General features: G+C 67.6%; 14 protein-coding genes. 12 read left to right on the top strand and 2 right to left on the bottom strand.

Going from position 1 to position 17,948, the window contains the following annotated elements; genetic code table 11:
* Window positions 1–24: 24 nt before the first annotated feature.
* The 6 genes from DVU99_RS02610 (at window position 25) to DVU99_RS02585 (ending at window position 11,413) form a co-directional block, all read left to right on the top strand.
* Window positions 25–396 (top strand): response regulator, encoded by a 372-nt coding sequence (locus DVU99_RS02610; protein ID WP_114238649.1) that lies wholly within the window; start codon window positions 25–27, stop codon window positions 394–396.
* 7 nt (window positions 397–403) lie between these two features.
* Window positions 404–943: a chemotaxis protein CheW gene (locus tag DVU99_RS02605; protein ID WP_114238648.1), complete on the top strand. Its 540-nt coding sequence runs from the start codon at window positions 404–406 to the stop codon at window positions 941–943.
* 112 nt (window positions 944–1,055) lie between these two features.
* Window positions 1,056–3,086, top strand: coding sequence for a methyl-accepting chemotaxis protein (locus DVU99_RS02600; protein WP_114239032.1), 2,031 nt, complete (start codon window positions 1,056–1,058; stop codon window positions 3,084–3,086).
* A 74-nt stretch (window positions 3,087–3,160) separates the two neighbouring features.
* Window positions 3,161–9,247 (top strand): Hpt domain-containing protein, encoded by a 6,087-nt coding sequence (locus DVU99_RS02595; protein ID WP_114238647.1) that lies wholly within the window; start codon window positions 3,161–3,163, stop codon window positions 9,245–9,247.
* On the top strand, window positions 9,240–10,940 hold the full coding sequence (locus DVU99_RS02590) for a chemotaxis protein CheB (RefSeq protein ID WP_114238646.1): 1,701 nt from the start codon (window positions 9,240–9,242) through the stop codon (window positions 10,938–10,940). The genes DVU99_RS02595 and DVU99_RS02590 overlap by 8 nt, the downstream gene beginning before the upstream one ends.
* Window positions 10,937–11,413 carry a chemotaxis protein CheW gene (locus tag DVU99_RS02585; RefSeq protein ID WP_114238645.1) on the top strand — a complete coding sequence of 159 codons (477 nt, stop codon included), beginning with the start codon at window positions 10,937–10,939 and terminating at the stop codon, window positions 11,411–11,413. Before DVU99_RS02590 ends, DVU99_RS02585 begins: the two co-directional genes overlap by 4 nt.
* A 49-nt stretch (window positions 11,414–11,462) precedes the next feature.
* Here the strand turns inward: DVU99_RS02585 and DVU99_RS02580 are convergent, their stop codons facing one another.
* Entirely contained in the window at window positions 11,463–12,197 is a 735-nt protein-coding gene (locus tag DVU99_RS02580; protein WP_114238644.1) for a 16S rRNA (uracil(1498)-N(3))-methyltransferase, read from the bottom strand.
* 170 nt (window positions 12,198–12,367) lie between these two features.
* On the opposite strand from DVU99_RS02580, the gene DVU99_RS02575 reads away from it, so the two are divergent.
* Window positions 12,368–12,724, top strand: coding sequence for a hypothetical protein (locus DVU99_RS02575; RefSeq protein ID WP_114238643.1), 357 nt, complete (start codon window positions 12,368–12,370; stop codon window positions 12,722–12,724).
* Between the two features lie 11 nt (window positions 12,725–12,735).
* Here DVU99_RS02575 and DVU99_RS02570 read toward each other — a convergent pair whose 3' ends face one another.
* Window positions 12,736–14,097 carry an adenosylmethionine--8-amino-7-oxononanoate transaminase gene (locus DVU99_RS02570; RefSeq protein WP_114238642.1) on the bottom strand — a complete coding sequence of 454 codons (1,362 nt, stop codon included), beginning with the start codon at window positions 14,095–14,097 and terminating at the stop codon, window positions 12,736–12,738.
* 63 nt (window positions 14,098–14,160) lie between these two features.
* Here DVU99_RS02570 and gspN point away from each other — a divergent pair, with 63 nt between their 5' ends.
* Genes gspN through mazG form a run of 5 tightly spaced genes read left to right on the top strand, consistent with a single transcriptional unit; the run spans window position 14,161 to window position 17,934 of the window.
* A complete protein-coding gene (gene gspN, locus DVU99_RS02565; protein ID WP_114238641.1) occupies window positions 14,161–14,943 on the top strand; it encodes a type II secretion system protein N in 783 nt (260 codons plus the stop codon).
* A complete protein-coding gene (locus DVU99_RS02560) occupies window positions 14,943–15,731 on the top strand; it encodes an inositol monophosphatase family protein (protein WP_114238640.1) in 789 nt (262 codons plus the stop codon). The genes gspN and DVU99_RS02560 overlap by 1 nt, the downstream gene beginning before the upstream one ends.
* 9 nt (window positions 15,732–15,740) lie before the next feature.
* Window positions 15,741–16,298, top strand: a complete 558-nt coding sequence (nudE, locus tag DVU99_RS02555; RefSeq protein WP_114238639.1) for an ADP compounds hydrolase NudE — start codon at window positions 15,741–15,743, stop codon at window positions 16,296–16,298.
* Complete coding sequence (cysQ, locus tag DVU99_RS02550; protein ID WP_114238638.1) at window positions 16,295–17,122, top strand: 3'(2'),5'-bisphosphate nucleotidase CysQ; 828 nt, start codon at window positions 16,295–16,297, stop codon at window positions 17,120–17,122. Before nudE ends, cysQ begins: the two co-directional genes overlap by 4 nt.
* Window positions 17,119–17,934, top strand: coding sequence for a nucleoside triphosphate pyrophosphohydrolase (gene mazG, locus DVU99_RS02545; protein ID WP_114238637.1), 816 nt, complete (start codon window positions 17,119–17,121; stop codon window positions 17,932–17,934). The genes cysQ and mazG overlap by 4 nt, the downstream gene beginning before the upstream one ends.
* Window positions 17,935–17,948 lie beyond the last annotated feature (14 nt).

The following is a 17,948-nucleotide window of genomic DNA, read 5'->3' as shown; positions in this document are numbered from 1 at the left end:
GACTACAGGGTCTGAGGGGGGCCTGTGGCCAATATTCTCATTATCGACGACTCGCCGACCGACGTGCGCGTGTTCACCACGCTGCTCGAGCGCGCGGGTTACCAGGTTGATTCCATCGGCAATGCCGAGGAAGGCATCGAGCGCGTGCGCGCGCTGAAACCCGACCTGGTCATCATGGACGTCATCATGCCTGGCATGAATGGCTTCCAGGCCACGCGTACGCTCACGCGTGACCCGATGACGTCCAGTATTCCGATCGTGATGATCACCACCAAGTCGATGGAGACCGACCGCGTGTGGGGCCTGCGCCAGGGTGCGCGTGCCTTCATCACCAAGCCGGTCAACGAAAAAGACCTGCTGGCGTGCATCAACGACCTGCTGCCGAGCGCGGCCTGAGGCAATGATGAGCCAGACCGCAGCGTTCTCGCCCTTCGAAATACTGGCACGTTACGAACGACTGTCGCTGGCGCACGCCTCGGACACGCCGGAAAAGCTCGAGGCTCCCGGCCTCTGGCGTGGCATCGGCTATCGCGCCGGCAGCCGCCTGTTCGTCAGCGGCATTGACGAGATCAGCGAACTGCTGGCCGTGCCCTCGCTGACCCCCGTGCCTGGCACCCAGGCCTGGTTGCTGGGCGTGGCCAACGTGCGCGGCAACCTGGTGCCGGTGATCGACCTGGCCCGCTTCCTGTTCGGCGAACGTACCCAGCACACCGAGCGCACCCGCCTGCTGGTGGTGCGCCAGGGTGGCGGCAGCGTCGCGCTGATGGTCGACGAGGTGTTCGGCCAGCGTACCGTGGACACCGAGCAGCGCCGCAACGCGGAACAGGAAGACGATCCGCGGCTGGCACGATTTGTGGGTGAACGCGTGGGTGAGCCCCGGCTGGCGGTGTTCAGCATGGGCAAGCTGGTGCGTGCGCCGGACTTCCGCCAGGCCGCGGCCTGACGGACAAGATTGGACAAGTAGGACCGGCGCCTTTCGAGGCCGGAATCAGGGCGATGTTCCGACGCTTTCGCCGGCATAGGGCGGCGAGACGTAGACGGGCGAGGTGAGCGAAATGAGCACTACAGGGGGCGTAGGCAAGGAGCGGGGCTATACAGGCCTCATCATTGCACTGGTCATCGCGTTCGGTTTCACAGGTGTCGACTTCGCCATGCTCACGGTGCGGGGCGGCGAAGACAGCAAGGCGGTGGCCCAGACCACCCAGATCCAGGTGCTTTCGCAGCAGACCGCGAAGTACGCACTGGAGGCGGCCGACGGTAACGTCGACTCCTTCAAGGAGCTGGAAACCAACCGCAACGCCATCGACTCGGCCGTCCAGCGCCTGAACAAGGGCGACGAGAAGGAAGGCATGCGGCCCTATGCCGACAACAACGCAACGCCCGCCGGCCGTGCCGTCGCCGCGCTGACCAATGCATGGGGCCAGCTCGACGCCGACATCGGCAAGATCCTTTCGAACAAGGCGCTGGTGGTCGACTCGGCCCAGCGCGCCGCGACCCTGTCGCGCGACCTCCCCGTGCTCAACTCGAGCATGGAGCAGGTGGTGAACATCCTGCAGCAGCGCGGCGGCAGTGCGGAACAGACCTATACCTCCGCGCGCCAGATGCTGCTGGCCGACCGCATGATCCGCCGAGTGCAGGAAGTGCTGCAGGGTGGCGAAGCCTCCCAGCCTGCCGCCGACGGCCTGGCCCGCGACGGCCAGTTGTACGGCTCGGTGCTCAAGGGCCTGCTCGAAGGCAATACCGAAGTGGGCGTGCGCCCGATGGCCGATGCCAACGCGCGCAAGATCCTCACAGACATGCAGTCGCAGTGGGACAACCTGCAGGACCCGGTCGGCAAGCTGGTCGGCGCCGCAGGCAATCTCAGCGACGTGAAGCGCGCCGGCAACCAGGCCTCACTGGACTCGCAGAACGTGCTGCTGCGCGCGAACGAGCTGGCCGACCAGATCGGCAAGCTGCCGACCCGCCGCCTGTTCCCGAACCTGTGGTGGGGCGTGCTGGGTGCCATCGGTGCGGCAGCCTTCCTGATCGTGCTGGTGGTCCAGCTGATCGCCGACCAACGCCGCCGCTTCCAGGAGTCGACCGAGCTCAACCAGCGCAACCAGGAGGCGATCATGCGCCTGCTGGATGAAATGGGTTCGCTCGCCGAAGGTGACCTGACCGTCAAGACCACGGTGACCGAGGACATCACGGGCGCCATCGCCGACTCGGTGAACTACGCCATCGACGAGCTGCGCACCCTGGTGACCACCATCAACGAGACCTCCGAGCAGGTGTCGTCCTCGGCCCAGGAAACCCAGACCACCGCCCGCCAGCTGGCCGAGTCGGCCCAGCACCAGGCGCAGCGGATCAGCACGGCGACCACCGCGATCAACCAGATCGCGAGCCTGATGGATACCGTGTCCAAGGACTCCGCCGAGTCGGCCGACGTGGCCGAGCGCTCGGTGAAGATCGCCTCCCGCGGCGCCGAAGTGGTGCGCGAGACGATCTCCGGCATGGACTCGATCCGCGACCAGATCCAGGAAACCTCAAAGCGTATCAAGCGCCTGGGTGAGTCCTCGCAGGAAATCGGCTCCATCGTGGAACTGATCAACGACATTGCCGAGCAGACCAACATCCTCGCCTTGAACGCGGCCATCCAGGCGGCCTCGGCCGGTGAGGCGGGTCGAGGCTTCGCGGTGGTGGCGGACGAAGTGCAGCGCCTCGCGGAACGCTCCGCGAGCGCGACCAAGCGAATCGAAACGCTGGTGCAGACCATTCAGTCCGACACCAACGAAGCGGTGAACTCGATGGAACAGACCACCGCCGAAGTGGTGGCCGGTGCACGCCTCGCGGAGGACGCGGGTAGCGCACTGGGGGACATCGAGCGCGTGTCGCACGACCTTTCCGCGCTGATTCAGAACATCTCCACCCAGGCACGTCAGCAGTCCACCGCGGCGACTGACATCTCGGTGTCGATGAACGCGATCCAGGAAATCACCTCGCAGACTTCGCAGGGCGCAAGCCAGACGGCCGACTCGATCGGTTACCTGGCCCAGCTGGCGAGTGACCTGCGGCGTTCGGTGGCCCACTTCAAGCTGCCGGGCTGACACAAAACGATTTTCACAGGGGGCAACCTCGACGGTTGCGTGACAAACCGTTACGTGGCCGCTGAGAGGGGCGCATGAGACTTCAAGACCACATCGATTTCACCACCCTGCAGTGGGTCAAGCCCGAGCTCGACGAGACGCTCGCCCTTGCCCGCGAGGCATTGGAGTCCTACGTCGACAACCCGGGCAACCGGGATGCCATGCGCTCCTGCGCGGACAGCCTGCACCAGGTGCAGGGCACCCTGCGCATGGTCGAGCTGTACGGCGCGGCCATGGTTACCGAAGAGATGGAGACGCTGGCCATCTCGCTGCTGGAAGACCATGTCGCCAATCGCGAGGACGCCTACGCCGCGCTGATGCGGGGCCTGATGCAGCTGCCCGACTATCTCGAGCGCCTGTCCGGCGGTCATCGTGACGTGCCGGTGGTGCTGCTGCCGCTGCTCAACGATCTGCGTTCCAGCCGTGGCCAGCAGGCCCTGCACGAGTCGGCGCTGTTCACGCCCAATCTCGACGTGGCGCTGCCGCCGCAGGCGCCCGCGGTGCTGCACGACGTCAGCCCCGAGCGGCTGCGCAACGACGTGGCCACGCTGCGACTGCGTTTCCAGCAGCAGCTCTTGCTGTGGTTCCGTGGCCAGGGCAATGACCAGCAGCTGGCCGGCATGATCCAGACCCTGGACGCGATCACCGCGCGCTGCCACACCGTGGCGGGCCGTCGCCTGTGGTGGATCGCTGCGGGCGTGCTCGAAGGCATGCAGCAGGGCCCCTTGAAGAACCAGTCGGGCGAAGTGCGCCAGTTGATCGGCAAGGTCGATCGCAGCATCCGCCAACTGGTCGAGCACGGCGAAGCCAGCCTGCGCGGCGGCGATGCCGACGAACTGGCGCGCAAGCTGCTGTACGTGGTGGGCCAGGTCCGCCAGGGCAGCCCGCGCATGGAACTGCTGCGGCAGACCTACGCCCTTGATGCGCTGCTGCCCGAAGCCAGCGAGATCGAACACGCGCGCGGCTCCATGGCCGGTCACAACCGTGCCCTGCTGGACTCCGTGGCGAAGGCCTTGAAGGACGACCTGCTCCGCGTGAAGGAGTCGCTGGACCTGTTCCTGCGCCAGACCGACGCCGATCCGGCCCAGCTGGCCAGCCAGACCGAAGTGCTCGAGCGCGTCGGTGACACCCTGGGCATGCTCGCGCTCGGCGTGCCACGCCGCGTGGTCAACGAACAGCGCCGCGTGCTGGAAGAGATCGCCAGTCGCGTGCGCGCACCGGACGAAGAGCTGCTGCTCGACGTGGCCGGCGCGTTGCTCTACGTGGAAGCCTCGCTGGACGATCACATCGACAGCCTCGGCGCCGACGAGGAAATGCCTGTCGAAAGCGCGACCAGCATGCTGCCGCGCAGTGAGGCTCGCCACATCCTGGCCACGCTGATGCACGAGGCGACGGCTAACACCGGCAAGGTGAAGGAAGCCATCGTTGCCTACGTCGAATCGGGCTGGCAGCCGCAGCAGCTGGCCGACGTCAGTGCGCTGATGGACGAGGTCGCCGGTGCCATGCGCATGCTGTCGGCGCCGCGCCCGGCCGAACTGGCCGAGGGCATAGGCCGCTTCGTGGGCAACGAGTTGCTGGCGGACCGTCGCGTGCCCAGCAGCGTGCAGATGGATCATCTCGCCGATGCGCTGGCCGCATTGGAGTACTACCTCGAGGCCGCGCGCGAGCACCGCGGTGGCCTGGAACACATTCTCGACGTCGCCGAACACAGCCTCAGCACGCTGGGTTACTGGCCGCCGCCGGCCGCGCGGGTGGTCGAGGCGGACGAGCTTGACGAAGCCCCTGCGCATATCGCCAAGGTGGCCGATGCCGCCCTGGCCGCCGCGCTCGCCAGCCAGCCGGAGCTCAACGAGAGCGTCAGCGTGGCTCCGGGCGACGACCTGTCCGGCCTGATCGTCGGCAGCAGCGAGACGCCGCAGCCGGAAGCGCAGGAGATCACCGGCCTGCGCCTTGCCGACACCGTGCATGTCACGCCACAGGAGCCGGTGCAGGGCGACGGTTCCGACGCCGATTGGATCGAGATCGAGGAAGAAGTGTTCGAGCAGGTGCCGGTGGCCGGCAGCACGCCCGACGCCAGCTTCCAGAGCAGCACGGCCGGCATCGATGACGACATCCGCGACATCTTCCTGGAGGAGATGCAGGAGGAGATCGACAACCTGCACGCCGCCCGCCAGACCTGGCTGGCCGATCCGTTGCAGCTGGACGCTCTCACGCCGATCCGCCGCTCCTTCCACACCCTGAAGGGATCCGGCCGCCTGGTCGGCGCGAGCCTGCTGGGCGAGTTCTCCTGGAAGGTGGAGAACATGCTCAACCGCGTGCTCGACCAGTCGATCGCGCCCCACGAGGGCGTGCGCGAGCTGGTGGTCGCCGCGATCGATGCGCTGCCGCAGCTGCGCGCCGCGCTGACCGGCGATGGTGCGGTAACCGCGCCTGTCATGGCGATCATGGATACCGCCGAGCGGCTTGCCGCTGGTCAGGAAAGCGCACGCCTGAGCGACGTGGCTCCCGCCGCGACCGAGACGGTTCGCCGAGTCGTGCGTCGCCGCGTGCCGCGCGTGGACGTCGCTGCCGCATCGATCCCTGCGGCCAGCCTGGCCGAAATCGAAGCCACGCCCAGCGCGCCTGATGCGCCGGCCGACGAGGTGATCGAAGCGCCGGTCATGCCGCCGATCGACCCGGTGCTGCTGGAGATCCTGCGCAGCGAAGTGGCCCAGTACCTGGCCACCATCCGCACCGCGATCAATCGCGTCGACGGCGAACTGCGCGTCGACGACAGCCTGCTGCGCGCCGTGCACACGCTGCATGGGGCCATTGCGATGGTCGACATCCCGTTGCTGACCCAGTTGCTGTCGCCGCTGGAGAGCCTGCTCAAGCGGCTGCGCGCCGTGGGCCTGCCGCTGTCGGCCGAAGGCGTGCATCTGCTCAGCCAGAGCGCCGATGCAGTCGATTACGTGATGGGCCAGTTCGACGCACCGTCGCCGAAGTTGCCCGATCTCGACCACCTGATCCAGCAGCTCACCGAACTGCGCGATGCGCAGCCCGAGCCGCAGGTCGCACACGTGTTGTTCGAGCCGCACGCAGAAGACCTGGCCGAGGCCGTTGCCCCGGCCAGCCAGGACGGCGAGCGCGAGCAGGCGCTTGGCGCCTCGCTCGACGAGGCGCTGTCCGAAGCCGCCGGCAACGAAACCGCCGCAGCGACGCCCGGCGGCCTGGGCGACGTGGGCATGGACGACTACGCCGACGAACTGCTCGCGGCGCTGGGCGAGTTCGACCTGGATGCGCACCTGCCGTCCGGTGAACAGCTGCAGGAGGCGAGTACCGCCTCCGGGCCGGCGGCGTCCGAGCTCACCGAGGTTGACGATTTTGCGGCCGCCTACGCGGACTTGCTCGACGAAGCCGAGGCGTTCGACGCCGAGGCGGGCGAGGCCGCGCCGGTCGAGTCTTCGGTGGTCCACGAGATCACCGTGGACGAGCCGGCGGCCACCGAGCCGTTGGTTGCGCTCGACGAGCCGTTGCTGGACGACGAACACGTGGCGGCCGACGAGCCGTCCGTGGCAGAGGCCGTGGCCGAGCCGCAGGAGACCCTCGAAGAGCCGGTCGTCCATGAGCCGGCGCTGACGGTGGCCGAGCAGGCTGCCGAGGAAACGATCGAGGCGGCGGCAACCGAGGCACCGGTCGAAACGACGACGGCCACGGTCCAGGAGCCCCCGGCGGAAGCCGAGGTCACGGACGAACTGTACGTGCCGACGTCGGAGATCGATCCCGACCTGCTGGAAATCTTCGTCGAAGAAGCGCGCGAGATCCTCGACCACTCCGATGGCGTGCTGGCGCAGTGGCGCGGCGAGCCGTCGGCAGTGGAGCACGTCGCCGAACTGCAGCGTGACCTGCATACGCTCAAGGGCGGCGCGCGCATCGCCGGCATGGTGCCGGTGGGCGATCTTACGCACGCCATCGAAACGGCACTGGAAAAGCCGCTGCACGCCGAATCGGCACAGGTCGCCAGCCTGATTGCCGCGCTCGAGGCGGGCTTCGACACGCTGCATGGCTTGGTCCAGCGCATTGCCCAGGGCCAGCCGGTGGCCTACCCGCAGGCGATGATCAATCGCTTCATCGCGATGGCGGGTGGCGTCGAGGCCGAAGCCCCGGCGGGTGCCGCCAAGCCGATCGAGGCGGCCGCGCCGCCGTCGGCGACGGTGGTGCCGTTCCCCGAGCGCGTGAAGCTCCCCGAACTGCTGCCGGAAGAACGCGAAGAGGCCAGCAGCGCATCGCAGGAACAGATCCGCGTCCGCGCCGAGCTGCTCGACACGTTGGTTAACCATGCGGGCGAGGTGGCGATCTACCGCTCGCGCCTCGAGCAGCAGGTGGCCGGCTACCGCTTCAACCTGGTCGAACTCGACCAGACGGTGCAGCGTCTGCGCAGCCAGCTGCGCATGCTGGAAATCGAAACGGAAGCGCAGATCATTGCGCGCTTCCAGCGCGAGCATCGCGAGGCCGGCATCGCGGCGTTCGACCCGCTCGAGCTCGACCGTTTCTCGCAGTTGCAGCAGTATTCGCGAGCACTGGCCGAATCGGTGTCCGACCTTGTGTCCATCCAGGGCATGCTCGACGAGCTGACCCGCCAGGCGGAAACGTTGCTGATCCAGCAGTCGCGGGTGTCGTCCGAACTGCAGGAAGGCCTGCTGCGCACCCGCATGCTGCCGTTCGACGTGATGGTGCCGAACCTGCGCCGCACGCTGCGCCAGTCAGCCCAGGAAGAAGGCAAGAACGCCCAGCTGTACGTGGAGGGCGCGCACGGCGAAATGGACCGCAACCTGCTCGATCGCATCAAGGCGCCGTTCGAGCACATGCTGCGCAACGCGGTGGCGCACGGCATCGAGTCGCCGGCCGACCGCCGCAAGGCGGGCAAGCCGGCCGAGGGCAGCGTACGCATCCGGGTGACCCGCGAGGCTACCGAGGTGGTGGTGCGCGTGACCGACGACGGCCGGGGCCTGGACCGCGAGGCGATCCGCAAGCGCGGCATCGAGCGTGGCCTGGTACGTGCGGATGCACGCCTGAGCGACGACCAGGTGCTGGCGCTGATCACCCAGCCGGGCTTCTCCACCGCCAGCACGGTGACCCAGCTCGCCGGCCGTGGCGTGGGCATGGACGTGGTGGCCAACGAGATCAAGCAGCTTGGCGGCGCCTTGTCGATCGAATCGCGGGCGGGCGAAGGCACTACTTTCGTGCTGCGCCTGCCGTTCACCCTCGCCGTGACCCAGGCAATCCTGGTGCGCATCGGCGAGTCCGCGTTCGCCATTCCGATGACCTCAGTGCAGGGCGTGGCCCGTATCAGCCCGGCCGAACTGGCCGAGCGCCTTGCCGAGTCCGAACCGACCTTCGCCTACGGTGGCGAGGACTACAGCATCCACGACCTGTCCGAGCTGCTTGGCATCGCGGCAAGCCACGCCGGTGACGAAGAGCAGGTGCCGCTGCTGCTTACCCGCTCGGGCGACCTGCGTGCGGCGATTCGCATCGACGCGGTGATCGGCTCGCGCGAAATCGTGGTCAAGTCGGTGGGCCCGCAGATCAGCTCGGTGCCGGGCATCCTCGGTGCCACCATCATGGGTGATGGCTCGGTGCTGATCATTCTCGACCTGGCCCCGCTGGTACGCCACGGCGTCGCCCGTCGCCAGCAGCGCCTGGAGGAAGGCCTCAGCGCAGTGCCGACGCCGGTGGCGGAAGAGCCGCGCGTGCGCCCGCTGGTGATGGTGGTCGACGACTCCATCACCATGCGCAAGGTTACCGGTCGCGTGCTGGAGCGCCACGAATACGAGGTGAGCACGGCGAAGGACGGTGTCGACGCCCTGGAAAAACTCCACGAGCGCGTGCCCGACCTGATGCTGCTCGACATCGAGATGCCGCGCATGGACGGCTACGAGCTGGCCACGGCGATGAAGGCGGACCCGCGCCTGCGCGAGGTGCCGATCATCATGATCACCTCGCGTACCGGCGATAAGCATCGCCAGCGCGCGTTCGACATCGGCGTGGATCGTTACCTCGGCAAGCCCTACCAGGAAGCGGAGCTGCTGACGCAGATCGGTGAAGTGCTCGAACAGCGCGCCCTGGAGTCGCTCAATGGCTGAGTCGGTGACCGCAGTTGCCCTGCTGTTCGACGATGTGGAACTGGGAGGCCAGCTGCGTGAAGCCTTGCTCGAGCGCGGTGCGCGCATCGTGCACGAGGGCGCGCTGTCTACCCTGAGCCGGCGCATGCTCGACAACACCGGTGCCGAAGTGCTGGTGGTGAACCTGGACGATGATGCCGACGACGACCTCGACCGCCTTTACGAGGTGATCGATGGCGACCGCCCGCGCGTGGTTTTCAATGACGCGCAGGCGAGCCGCGAGCTGGATGGCTGGGACCGTGCCCGCTGGGCGCGCCACCTCGCCGTGAAGGTGATGGCGGAGGGCGATCTCGATCCGCCTCGCCCGCAGCACGCGGTGGCAGTGACCGTGGCGATGCCTGAACCGGTAGCCGCAGCGTCCGTATTCGAGCCGGCCCTGCCGGCGTTCGCGGAGGTCTCGGCCGAGCCGCTGGCTTTGGACGAGGACGCCTTCGTCGAGCTTCCGGAAATGCTGGAGCTGGATGACGAATTGCGCGCCGACCCGGTGGTTGACCACGAAGTGGAGTTGTCCGCGGAGTCCGAATCGCTGGAAGCCGAGCTGGAGGCGCTGCTCGCTGCCGATGAACCGGCGGCGGCCGACCATGAATTCGGCGCGGGCCTCAAGTTCGACCTGGAGGATGAACTGCCGGTGCTGCATGACGGCCAGTTCGGCATGGATATGCCGGCCACGCAGGGCCCGGCCCCGTTCGACGTGGCGCCGGCCGACGAGCCGGCGGTGCGTCCGATGCCGTCCTTCCAGCTCGACCATCTCGCGCTGACGCCGCTGGACGATTCGTTCATGCCGGCCCCCGCGGCGGAGTCGAAGAGCCAGGGTTCTTCGTCCCTGCTCGGTGCCGCCTCCAGCTGGTCGCTGGTGGACGACGAGGTTGCCGCGGCCGCGGCCGCGGCGCCCAAGTCTTCCGAGTTCGGCATCGAAAAGCTCAGTGCCGCTGACTTCCTGGCACCCGAGGGTGGCTCGGATGACGAGGACGGTATCGAACCTGGCCTGAGCCTGGAACTCGTATCGATCGAAGAAGCGATCGCCCCGAAGGAGTACGAGGGCGGCCACGAGATGATGCTGGCGGACCTCGATTCGGCCATCGGCCGGGTGCTGGTGCTCGGCGCTGCCAGCGACAGCGTGGATGCCGTCTGCGCGTTCCTGTCCCAGTTGCCGGCAGAGCTTGGCGCCGCCGTGCTGCATGTCCAGCACCTGGACGGCAAGTCGGCGCAGTCGCTGGCCAGGCTGCTGTCCGCCCACAGCGAGCTGCCGGTGCGCGTCGCCGAGCATGGCGCGCGTGTTCGCACTGGCGAAGTACTGGTGGTGCCGGATGGCCAGCAGGCAAGGCTGCATCGTGATGGCCGCATCGAACTGCAGTCGCTGGAAGGGCAGGGCCTGCAGAGTTCGCCGATCGACGCCAGCTTCACCATGGCGGCCAATGTATTCGGCCGCAACGCGCAGGCCATCGTGTTTGCCGGTCATGCGAATGATGCCCTCGGTGGCTGCCAGGCCATCCATGACCGAGGTGGCCAGGTGTGGGTGGAGGCATCGCCCGAAGGGCACTTCGCCGATATGGTGCACGGCATCGAAGCCGAGCGTCTCAACAGTTATTCCGGCACGCCCGCCCAGCTGGCGGCGCGCCTGGTCGAGGAAATGTCGATGGAGGGCCGGCGATGAGCGAGCTTCCACTGCCACGTGAAATCCGTTGCGTGCTGGTGCCCGTGGGCAACCTGCGCCTGCTGCTGCCCAATGCGACGGTGGCCGAAGTAATCACCCTGCCTACGCCTGAGCCGGTCGAGGGAGCGCCTTCCTGGCTGCTTGGCCGTATCGCCTGGCGTGGCTGGCGCGTGCCGCTGTTGTCGTTCAGCACGCTAGCCGGCGCGGGAGAGGGTGACGGCGAGCAGGCCGTGCGCGTTGCGGTGCTCAAGGCCTTGAGCGGACATGCCGAACTGCCGTTCGTTGCGGTGATCACCCAGGGATTCCCCCGCCTGACCACGCTCAACGCCGAGCTGATCATTCCCACCCACGACGGGGCGCCGTTGCCGCCGGGCGTGCGCGCCGAGGTGCTGGTGCGCGACGACGTGGCCGTCATCCCCGATCTGGAAGGCATCGAAGCCGAACTGGTGCAACTGCTCGACCTGGCGAGCTGATCGCCAGGCATGGCGGGAGCGCCTTCGGGGCGCTCTCCTGCCGACGGATTCAGACGTCGCCGTGAAGGGCTTGCAGCGCGGCCAGGGCCGCCAACCCGGCCGTTTCCGTGCGCAGGATGCGCGGGCCGAGCTTGAGACCCTGGAAGCCGGCATCGGCCAGGGCGGTGGTGTCGCGAACGCCCAGGCCGCCTTCCGGGCCGACCACCAGTACGCCACCCGTGGCGGGGAAACGCAGTTCACCGGCCTTGCGCGTGCCCTCGGGCAGCAGGGCCAGGCGTAGCGCCCCGTCGTCGGCCAGCTCCCGCAGCCAGGCATCCAGCGATACCGCAGGCATCACCTCCGGCACGCGGGCGCGTCCACTCTGTTCACAGGCGCTGGCCACCACGGCGCGCCAGTGAGCCAGCCGCTTCTCCGCACGGGCCGCTTCCAGCTTCACTTCGGAGCGCTCGGTAAGTAGCGGCACGATGCGGGCCACGCCCAGTTCGGTGGCTTTCTGCACGATAAGATCCATCTTCTCGCCACGGGCTACGCCCTGGGCCAGGGTCAGGCGCAGCGGAGATTCGTTGTCCACCCTCTCGGCGGCCAGCACGCAAACCACCACTTCGCGCTTTCCCACCGCGTCGATCGTGGCCGGGTAATCCTGGCCATCGCCGTTGAACAGCGTGACCGGGTCGCCGGCGGTCAGTCGCAGCACGCGCGCCACGTGTTCGCCAGCCTGGGCGGGCAGCGTCAGTGTCGCACCGGCGGCGAGCGGTGCGTCCACGTGTATGCGGATGGTGCGCATGGGACGTTGGATACCTGTGAAAACGGAAAGCATAGCGGACCGGCGGTGCCTCGTCGCACGGCTGGGGAGGCGAAGCTGAACGGCCGGGAGACGACCAGACCGTTGTATTTGCCTGCCGGCGTAAGCCGGCGCAGCATGTAGGTAAGCATCACTACCCACGGAGGTGGATCATGTCCAAGCCCACCCATACCGCACTATTCGTCCTGCTCGCGGCGCTGGGAGCCAGTGCCGCGGCGATGGCGCAAAGCGGTGCCCCGGCCGGAAGCAGCGCCGCCACCACGGCGCAGGCCACCAGCCAGCCCCAGGGCGGTTCCGGCACCGGCCAGGCCGATAGCCAACGCTCGCCGCGCCCGGGCGACCGCGATTGCATCCAGAGTACCGGCAGCCTGATTCCGGCCAAGCCTGGCTCTTGCCTGCCCGTACCGGGGCGCAGCTACAGCCGCGACGACCTGCTGAAGACCGGTCAGCCGAACTTGGGCCCGGCGCTGCGCGACCTGGATCCCAGCATCAGCTACGGCGGCCGCTGAGGCCGCACGTATCAGGCATGGACGGCGCGTTCGATCCCTTCGATCGCGGTATCGACCAGTTGGTCGATATCGGCAGTGCTGACCACGTACGGAGGCATGAAATAGATGATGTTGCCCAGTGGTCGGAGCAGTGCGCCGTGCTCGAGGCCGTGCAGGTAGACCTTCAGCCCGCGCCGTTCGGCGGCGGGAAACGGGCGCCGGGAGGCCTTGTCGGCCACCAGCTCCACCGCGGCGATCATGCCGGTCTGGCGCACGTCGGCCACGTGGGGATGGTCGCGCAGGGGGGCGAGGCGCGCGGCCAGATGTGCGGCCAGCGTGCGGTTGCGCTCCAGCACGGGTTCGTCCCTGAAGATCGCCAGGGTCTCCAGCGCCACCCGGCAGGCCAGCGGATTGCCCGTATAGCTGTGTGAGTGCAGGAAGGCCTTGCCTGCGCTGTATTCGGCGTAGAACGCCTCATACACGGAGGTGCGGGTGAGTACGGCGGAAAGCGGCAGGAAGCCGCCGGTAAGTCCCTTGGACAGGCACATGAAGTCGGGCGACACGCTGGCCTGTTCGCAGGCGAACAGCGTTCCGGTGCGTCCGAAGCCCACGGCGATCTCGTCGGCGATGAAGTGCACCTGGTATTCGTCGCACAGCGTACGCAGGCCCGCCAGGTAGTCGGGATGGTACATGCGCATGCCGCCGGCGCATTGCACCAACGGCTCCACGATCACCGCGCAAACCTCATGCGCATGCTGTTCGAGCAGCTCGCGCAGCGTGGCCAGGCGCCGCTGCGCGACTTGCGCGGCACCCTCGCCGGGCTCGGCCTCGTAGGCATCAGGCGAGGGAGCGAGGAACGGCGTGAGCAGCAGGGGCGCGTAGGTCTTGCGGTACAGGGCCACGTCGCTGACCGACAGTGCACCGAGGGTCTCGCCGTGGTAGCTGCCGGTCAGCGCGATGAAGCGGGTCTTCTCGCCATGGCCCTGGTTGAGCCAGTAGTGGAAGCTCATCTTCAGCGCCACTTCGATCGCCGCCGAACCGTTGTCGGCATAGAACACGCGGTCCAGCCCGGCCGGGGTTATCCGCACCAGTTCCTCGGCCAGCGCCACGGCCGGTTCATGCGTGAAGCCCGCGAAGATCACGTGTTCGAGCGTACGCGCCTGCTCCGCCAATGCCGCGGCGATGCGCGGATTGGCATGACCGAACAGGTTGGTCCACCACGAGCTGATGCCGTCGAGGTAGCGCCGGCCGTCGGTGCCGATCAGCCAGGGCCCTTCGCCGCGTGCGATGGGCACCATCGGCACCGTCTGGTGATCATGCATCTGCGTGCAGGGATGCCACAGCAGGCCAAGGTCCCGACGCACCAGCGCGTCGGCAGCGGGAAAGGCGTTCATCAGGCTATGATCGGTGTTTCGAGCATGCCCGCTCAAGTCTTGCAACCATCGTAGGGAGCTGGTTTGAAGCATTGGCGTACAGCGCTGGCCGGCCTGCTGGCACTGCTGGCGACCGGATTCGCACTGGTCTGGTTCCTCCCGGCGCGCTGGGCGCTGCCGCTGTTCTCGTCGCGGCTCAATGGTGTGCGCCTGGAGCAGGTAAGCGGCCTTTTGTGGGACGGCCGGGCCGGACGGGTGATCTCGGCCCGCGGCGAACCGCTGGGCGAGGCCAGCTGGCGCCTGTCGCGCCGCGCCCTGCTGGGAGACAACCGCCTGCAACTGGCGCTGCATGGCCCGCAGCTGGATTTCTCCGGGCACATGCGTGGGCGCTCGGCTGCTGCGGCCGAATGGACCCAGGTCAGCCTGCGCACCGATCTCGGCCTGTTTGCGCCGTTGGTGACGCTGCCGGTGGGACAGCCGCGCGGCCAGCTGCGCTTCGATGCCCGCCGCGTGCAACTGCGCGGCGGCTGGCCGATGGCGCTGGACGGCCAATTGCTGTGGCGGGACGCTACGCTGCTGACCGCGCGCAACGGCACGCTGCCATTGGGCAACCTGCGCATGACGGTGCAGGCGAGCAACGGCGTGCTCGATGGACACTTGCAGGACGACGGCGAGGGTCCGTTGCGCATCGACGGACGCCTGCAGCTCAGCCCGCTGGCGCGTCGTTTCACCGCCGACGCGGCTGCGCGCGATCCGGCGTCACCGCTGCAGCGGTGGCTGTCGGGGCTGGGCGATACCGATGAGCATGGCGTCACGCACATCAACTACAGCGGCGGCCTTGCTGCGGCCATGAATGGGGGAAGGTGATGAGTGAACTGGATCTGCAGCACGCCCTGAAGGCCGCGCGTGACGCGGCACAGGCCGCCGCCGAAGTGCTGCGCTACTACTGGCGCCAGGGCGTGGAGGTCGAGCTCAAGAGCGACGACACGCCGGTCACCGTCGCGGACCGCGAAGCGGAACTGGCGATCCGCGAGATCCTGCAGAAGGCGTTGCCCGACGCATCCATCTATGGCGAGGAATTCGGCCGCGACGAAAAAGACCATGAGCTGTTGTGGTTGGTCGATCCACTCGACGGCACCAAGAGCTTCGTGCGCCGCACGCCATTCTTCTCCACCCAGGTTGCCTTGATGCATCGCGGCGAGCTGGTGTTGGGCGTGTCGAGCGCACCGGTTTACGGCGAGACCATGTGGGCCAGCGCCGGCGGTGGCTGCTGGTACGAAGGCGAGCGCGTGAAGGTAGCCGATACCCGCGAGCTGGCCAGGGCGTCGCTGTCGGCGGGCAACATCAAGTCACTGACCGCCGATGCGCGCTGGAACGCCTGGGGCGCGCTGATCCGGGACAGCAACCGCATTCGTGGCTACGGCGATTTCTGCCACTACCACCTGCTGGCGCGCGGCAGCCTCGACCTGGTGCTGGAGTCGGACGTGAACATCCTCGATATCGCGGCGCTCGCCGTGATCGTGCGTGAGGCAGGGGGCATCTTCACCGATCTCGACGGCCAGCCGCTCACTCTCGACAGCCACAGCGTGCTGGCGGGCACGCCGGCCCTGCACGCGGTCGCGCTGGCGCGGCTGCAGGCTGCCCTGAAGGGATAGAATGCACCGATGCACAAGCCACCGATCATCCATGCGACCCGCGACGTGCACGACAGCAGCTTCCTGCATGTCGAGCAGCTCGACCTGGAGTTCTCCAACGGCGAACGCCGCATCTACGAGCGCCTGAAAGGCAGCGGCCTTGGCGCCGTGATCATCGTGCCGATGATCGACGACGAAACCGTGTTGCTGGTGCGCGAATACGGCGCCGGCGTGGGTCGTTACGAACTGGGCTTGCCCAAGGGACGGCTGGACCGTGACGAGACGGTCGAGCAGGGCGCCGATCGCGAGTTGAAGGAAGAGATCGGCTATGGCGCGCGACGACTGAAGATCCTGCACAACCTCTCGCTTTCGCCCTCGTACATGACCCACATGGCGCACGTGGTGCTCGCACAGGACCTCTATCCCGAGCGACTGGAAGGCGACGAGCCGGAAGAACTTGAGGTCGTGCCCTGGAAGCTCTCCGACCTGCACACGCTGGTCGCCCGCGATGACGTTACCGAAGGGCGCTCCATCGCCGCCCTCTTCATGGCTCGCGAATACCTCGCCGGCCGGTTCATACCGACATGACGCATGCTCCCTTTTCCCCCTTGCTGCAGCAGGTTGCCGCGATCGCGCGCGACGCCGGCGAGGCCATCCTGGTGGTTTATGGCGAGGACTTCGAGGTCCAGCGCAAGGACGATCACTCTCCCGTGACGGCGGCTGACCTGGCCGCGCAGCGCGTGATTACCGCTGGCCTCGCCCAACTGGAGCCGGTGTTGCCGGTGATTTCCGAGGAAGCACGCACGGCACCCTGGTCGCAGCGGCGCGAATGGGACCGCTATTGGCTGGTGGATCCCCTCGACGGGACCCGTGAGTTCGTCAAGCGCAACGGCGAGTTCACCGTGAACATCGCACTGATCGAGCACCATCAGCCGGTGCTCGGCGTGGTGCTGGCGCCGGTCACCGGCGAGCTGTATGCCGCCGCACGTGGGCAGGGTGCCTGGATGCAGGCAAAGGTGGGGGCGGCCTGGCAGCGCATCGATACGCGTCGCCTGAACGTACCTGCGGCGGTGGCGGGCAGCCGCTCGCATGGCGGCGCCGGCACGGCCTTGCTGCAACAGCTGATCGGCGATGATTACCAGTCGATGCCGCTGGGTTCCTCGCTGAAGTTCTGCCTGGTGGCGCGTGGTGCGGCGGACGTCTATTTGCGCCGGGGAGCCACCAGCGAATGGGATACCGCGGCGGCGCAAAGCGTGCTCGAGGAAGCCGGCGGCGCGGTGCTCGACCTCGCCGGCGAACCACTTCGCTACAACCGTGGCGACTCGCTGATCAATCCGGAATTCATCGCCGTCGGCGACGTGTCGGTCGACTGGAAGGCGCGCCTGCAGGCGGCCGACCTGGAAGCCTCATGAGCGACACCGCGCGACACAGCCTCGACGACCTGCTGGCGATCATGGCTCGTCTGCGCGATCCACAGAATGGTTGCCCGTGGGACGTGCAGCAGAACTTCGCCACCATCGCGCCTTATACCATCGAGGAAGCCTACGAGGTGGCCGACGCGATCGACCGCCAGGATTGGCCTGAACTGCGCGACGAACTGGGCGACCTGCTGCTGCAGGTGGTGTTCCACTCGCAGATGGCCAGCGAGGCGGGCCTGTTCGGGTTCGCCGACGTGGCGCATGCGATCAGCGACAAGATGCTTCGCCGTCATCCGCATGTGTTCGGCGAGGAGCGTTACGAGGATCTGGACGCACAGAAGCAGGCGTGGGAAGACATCAAGGCGGCCGAGCGCGCGTCTCGCGGCGAGCAGCACGATGCCAGCGCCCTGGCTGGCGTGTCGCGCGGGCTGCCGGAATGGACGCGCGCCGTGAAGCTGCAGGAGCGTGCCGCACGCGTGGGTTTCGACTGGCCCGACGAGCAGCCCGTGCTGGACAAGCTGCTGGAAGAGGTGGGCGAAGTGCGCGCCGAGCTGGCCAACGGCCGGGATCCGCAGCGGCTCCAGGACGAAATCGGCGACGTACTGTTCGTGGTGGCCAACCTGGCCCGCCATGCCGGCGTGGATTTCTCGCAGGCGTTGCGCCATGCCAATGCCAAGTTCGAGCGGCGCTTTCGCCACATGGAGCAATTGGCGCAGGACGAGGGCAGGCCACTGGCCGAGCGTGATCTCGGCGCGCAGGAAGCGCTGTGGCAAAGGGCCAAGCAGGCCGAGCGCGGGCAAGGCTGAAAAAAGAGGCACGG

The organism is Dyella sp. C9 (assembly GCF_003332825.1).
Taxonomy (GTDB): Bacteria; Pseudomonadota; Gammaproteobacteria; order Xanthomonadales; family Rhodanobacteraceae; genus Dyella.
This window is presented reverse-complemented; position numbering and strand designations above follow the sequence as displayed.

What these genes read in the sequence shown, in the direction of transcription:
- DVU99_RS02605 (WP_114238648.1), top strand. Translation starts at nt 404, where the DNA reads ATGAGCCAGACCGCAGCGTTCTCGCCCTTCGAAATACTGGCACGTTAC.
- DVU99_RS02600 (WP_114239032.1), top strand. Translation starts at nt 1,056, where the DNA reads ATGAGCACTACAGGGGGCGTAGGCAAGGAGCGGGGCTATACAGGCCTC.
- DVU99_RS02595 (WP_114238647.1), top strand. Translation starts at nt 3,161, where the DNA reads ATGAGACTTCAAGACCACATCGATTTCACCACCCTGCAGTGGGTCAAG.
- DVU99_RS02590 (WP_114238646.1), top strand. Translation starts at nt 9,240, where the DNA reads ATGGCTGAGTCGGTGACCGCAGTTGCCCTGCTGTTCGACGATGTGGAA.
- DVU99_RS02585 (WP_114238645.1), top strand. Translation starts at nt 10,937, where the DNA reads ATGAGCGAGCTTCCACTGCCACGTGAAATCCGTTGCGTGCTGGTGCCC.
- DVU99_RS02580 (WP_114238644.1), bottom strand. Translation starts at nt 12,197, where the DNA reads ATGCGCACCATCCGCATACACGTGGACGCACCGCTCGCCGCCGGTGCG.
- DVU99_RS02575 (WP_114238643.1), top strand. Translation starts at nt 12,368, where the DNA reads ATGTCCAAGCCCACCCATACCGCACTATTCGTCCTGCTCGCGGCGCTG.
- DVU99_RS02570 (WP_114238642.1), bottom strand. Translation starts at nt 14,097, where the DNA reads ATGAACGCCTTTCCCGCTGCCGACGCGCTGGTGCGTCGGGACCTTGGC.
- DVU99_RS02560 (WP_114238640.1), top strand. Translation starts at nt 14,943, where the DNA reads ATGAGTGAACTGGATCTGCAGCACGCCCTGAAGGCCGCGCGTGACGCG.
- nudE (WP_114238639.1), top strand. Translation starts at nt 15,741, where the DNA reads ATGCACAAGCCACCGATCATCCATGCGACCCGCGACGTGCACGACAGC.
- cysQ (WP_114238638.1), top strand. Translation starts at nt 16,295, where the DNA reads ATGACGCATGCTCCCTTTTCCCCCTTGCTGCAGCAGGTTGCCGCGATC.
- mazG (WP_114238637.1), top strand. Translation starts at nt 17,119, where the DNA reads ATGAGCGACACCGCGCGACACAGCCTCGACGACCTGCTGGCGATCATG.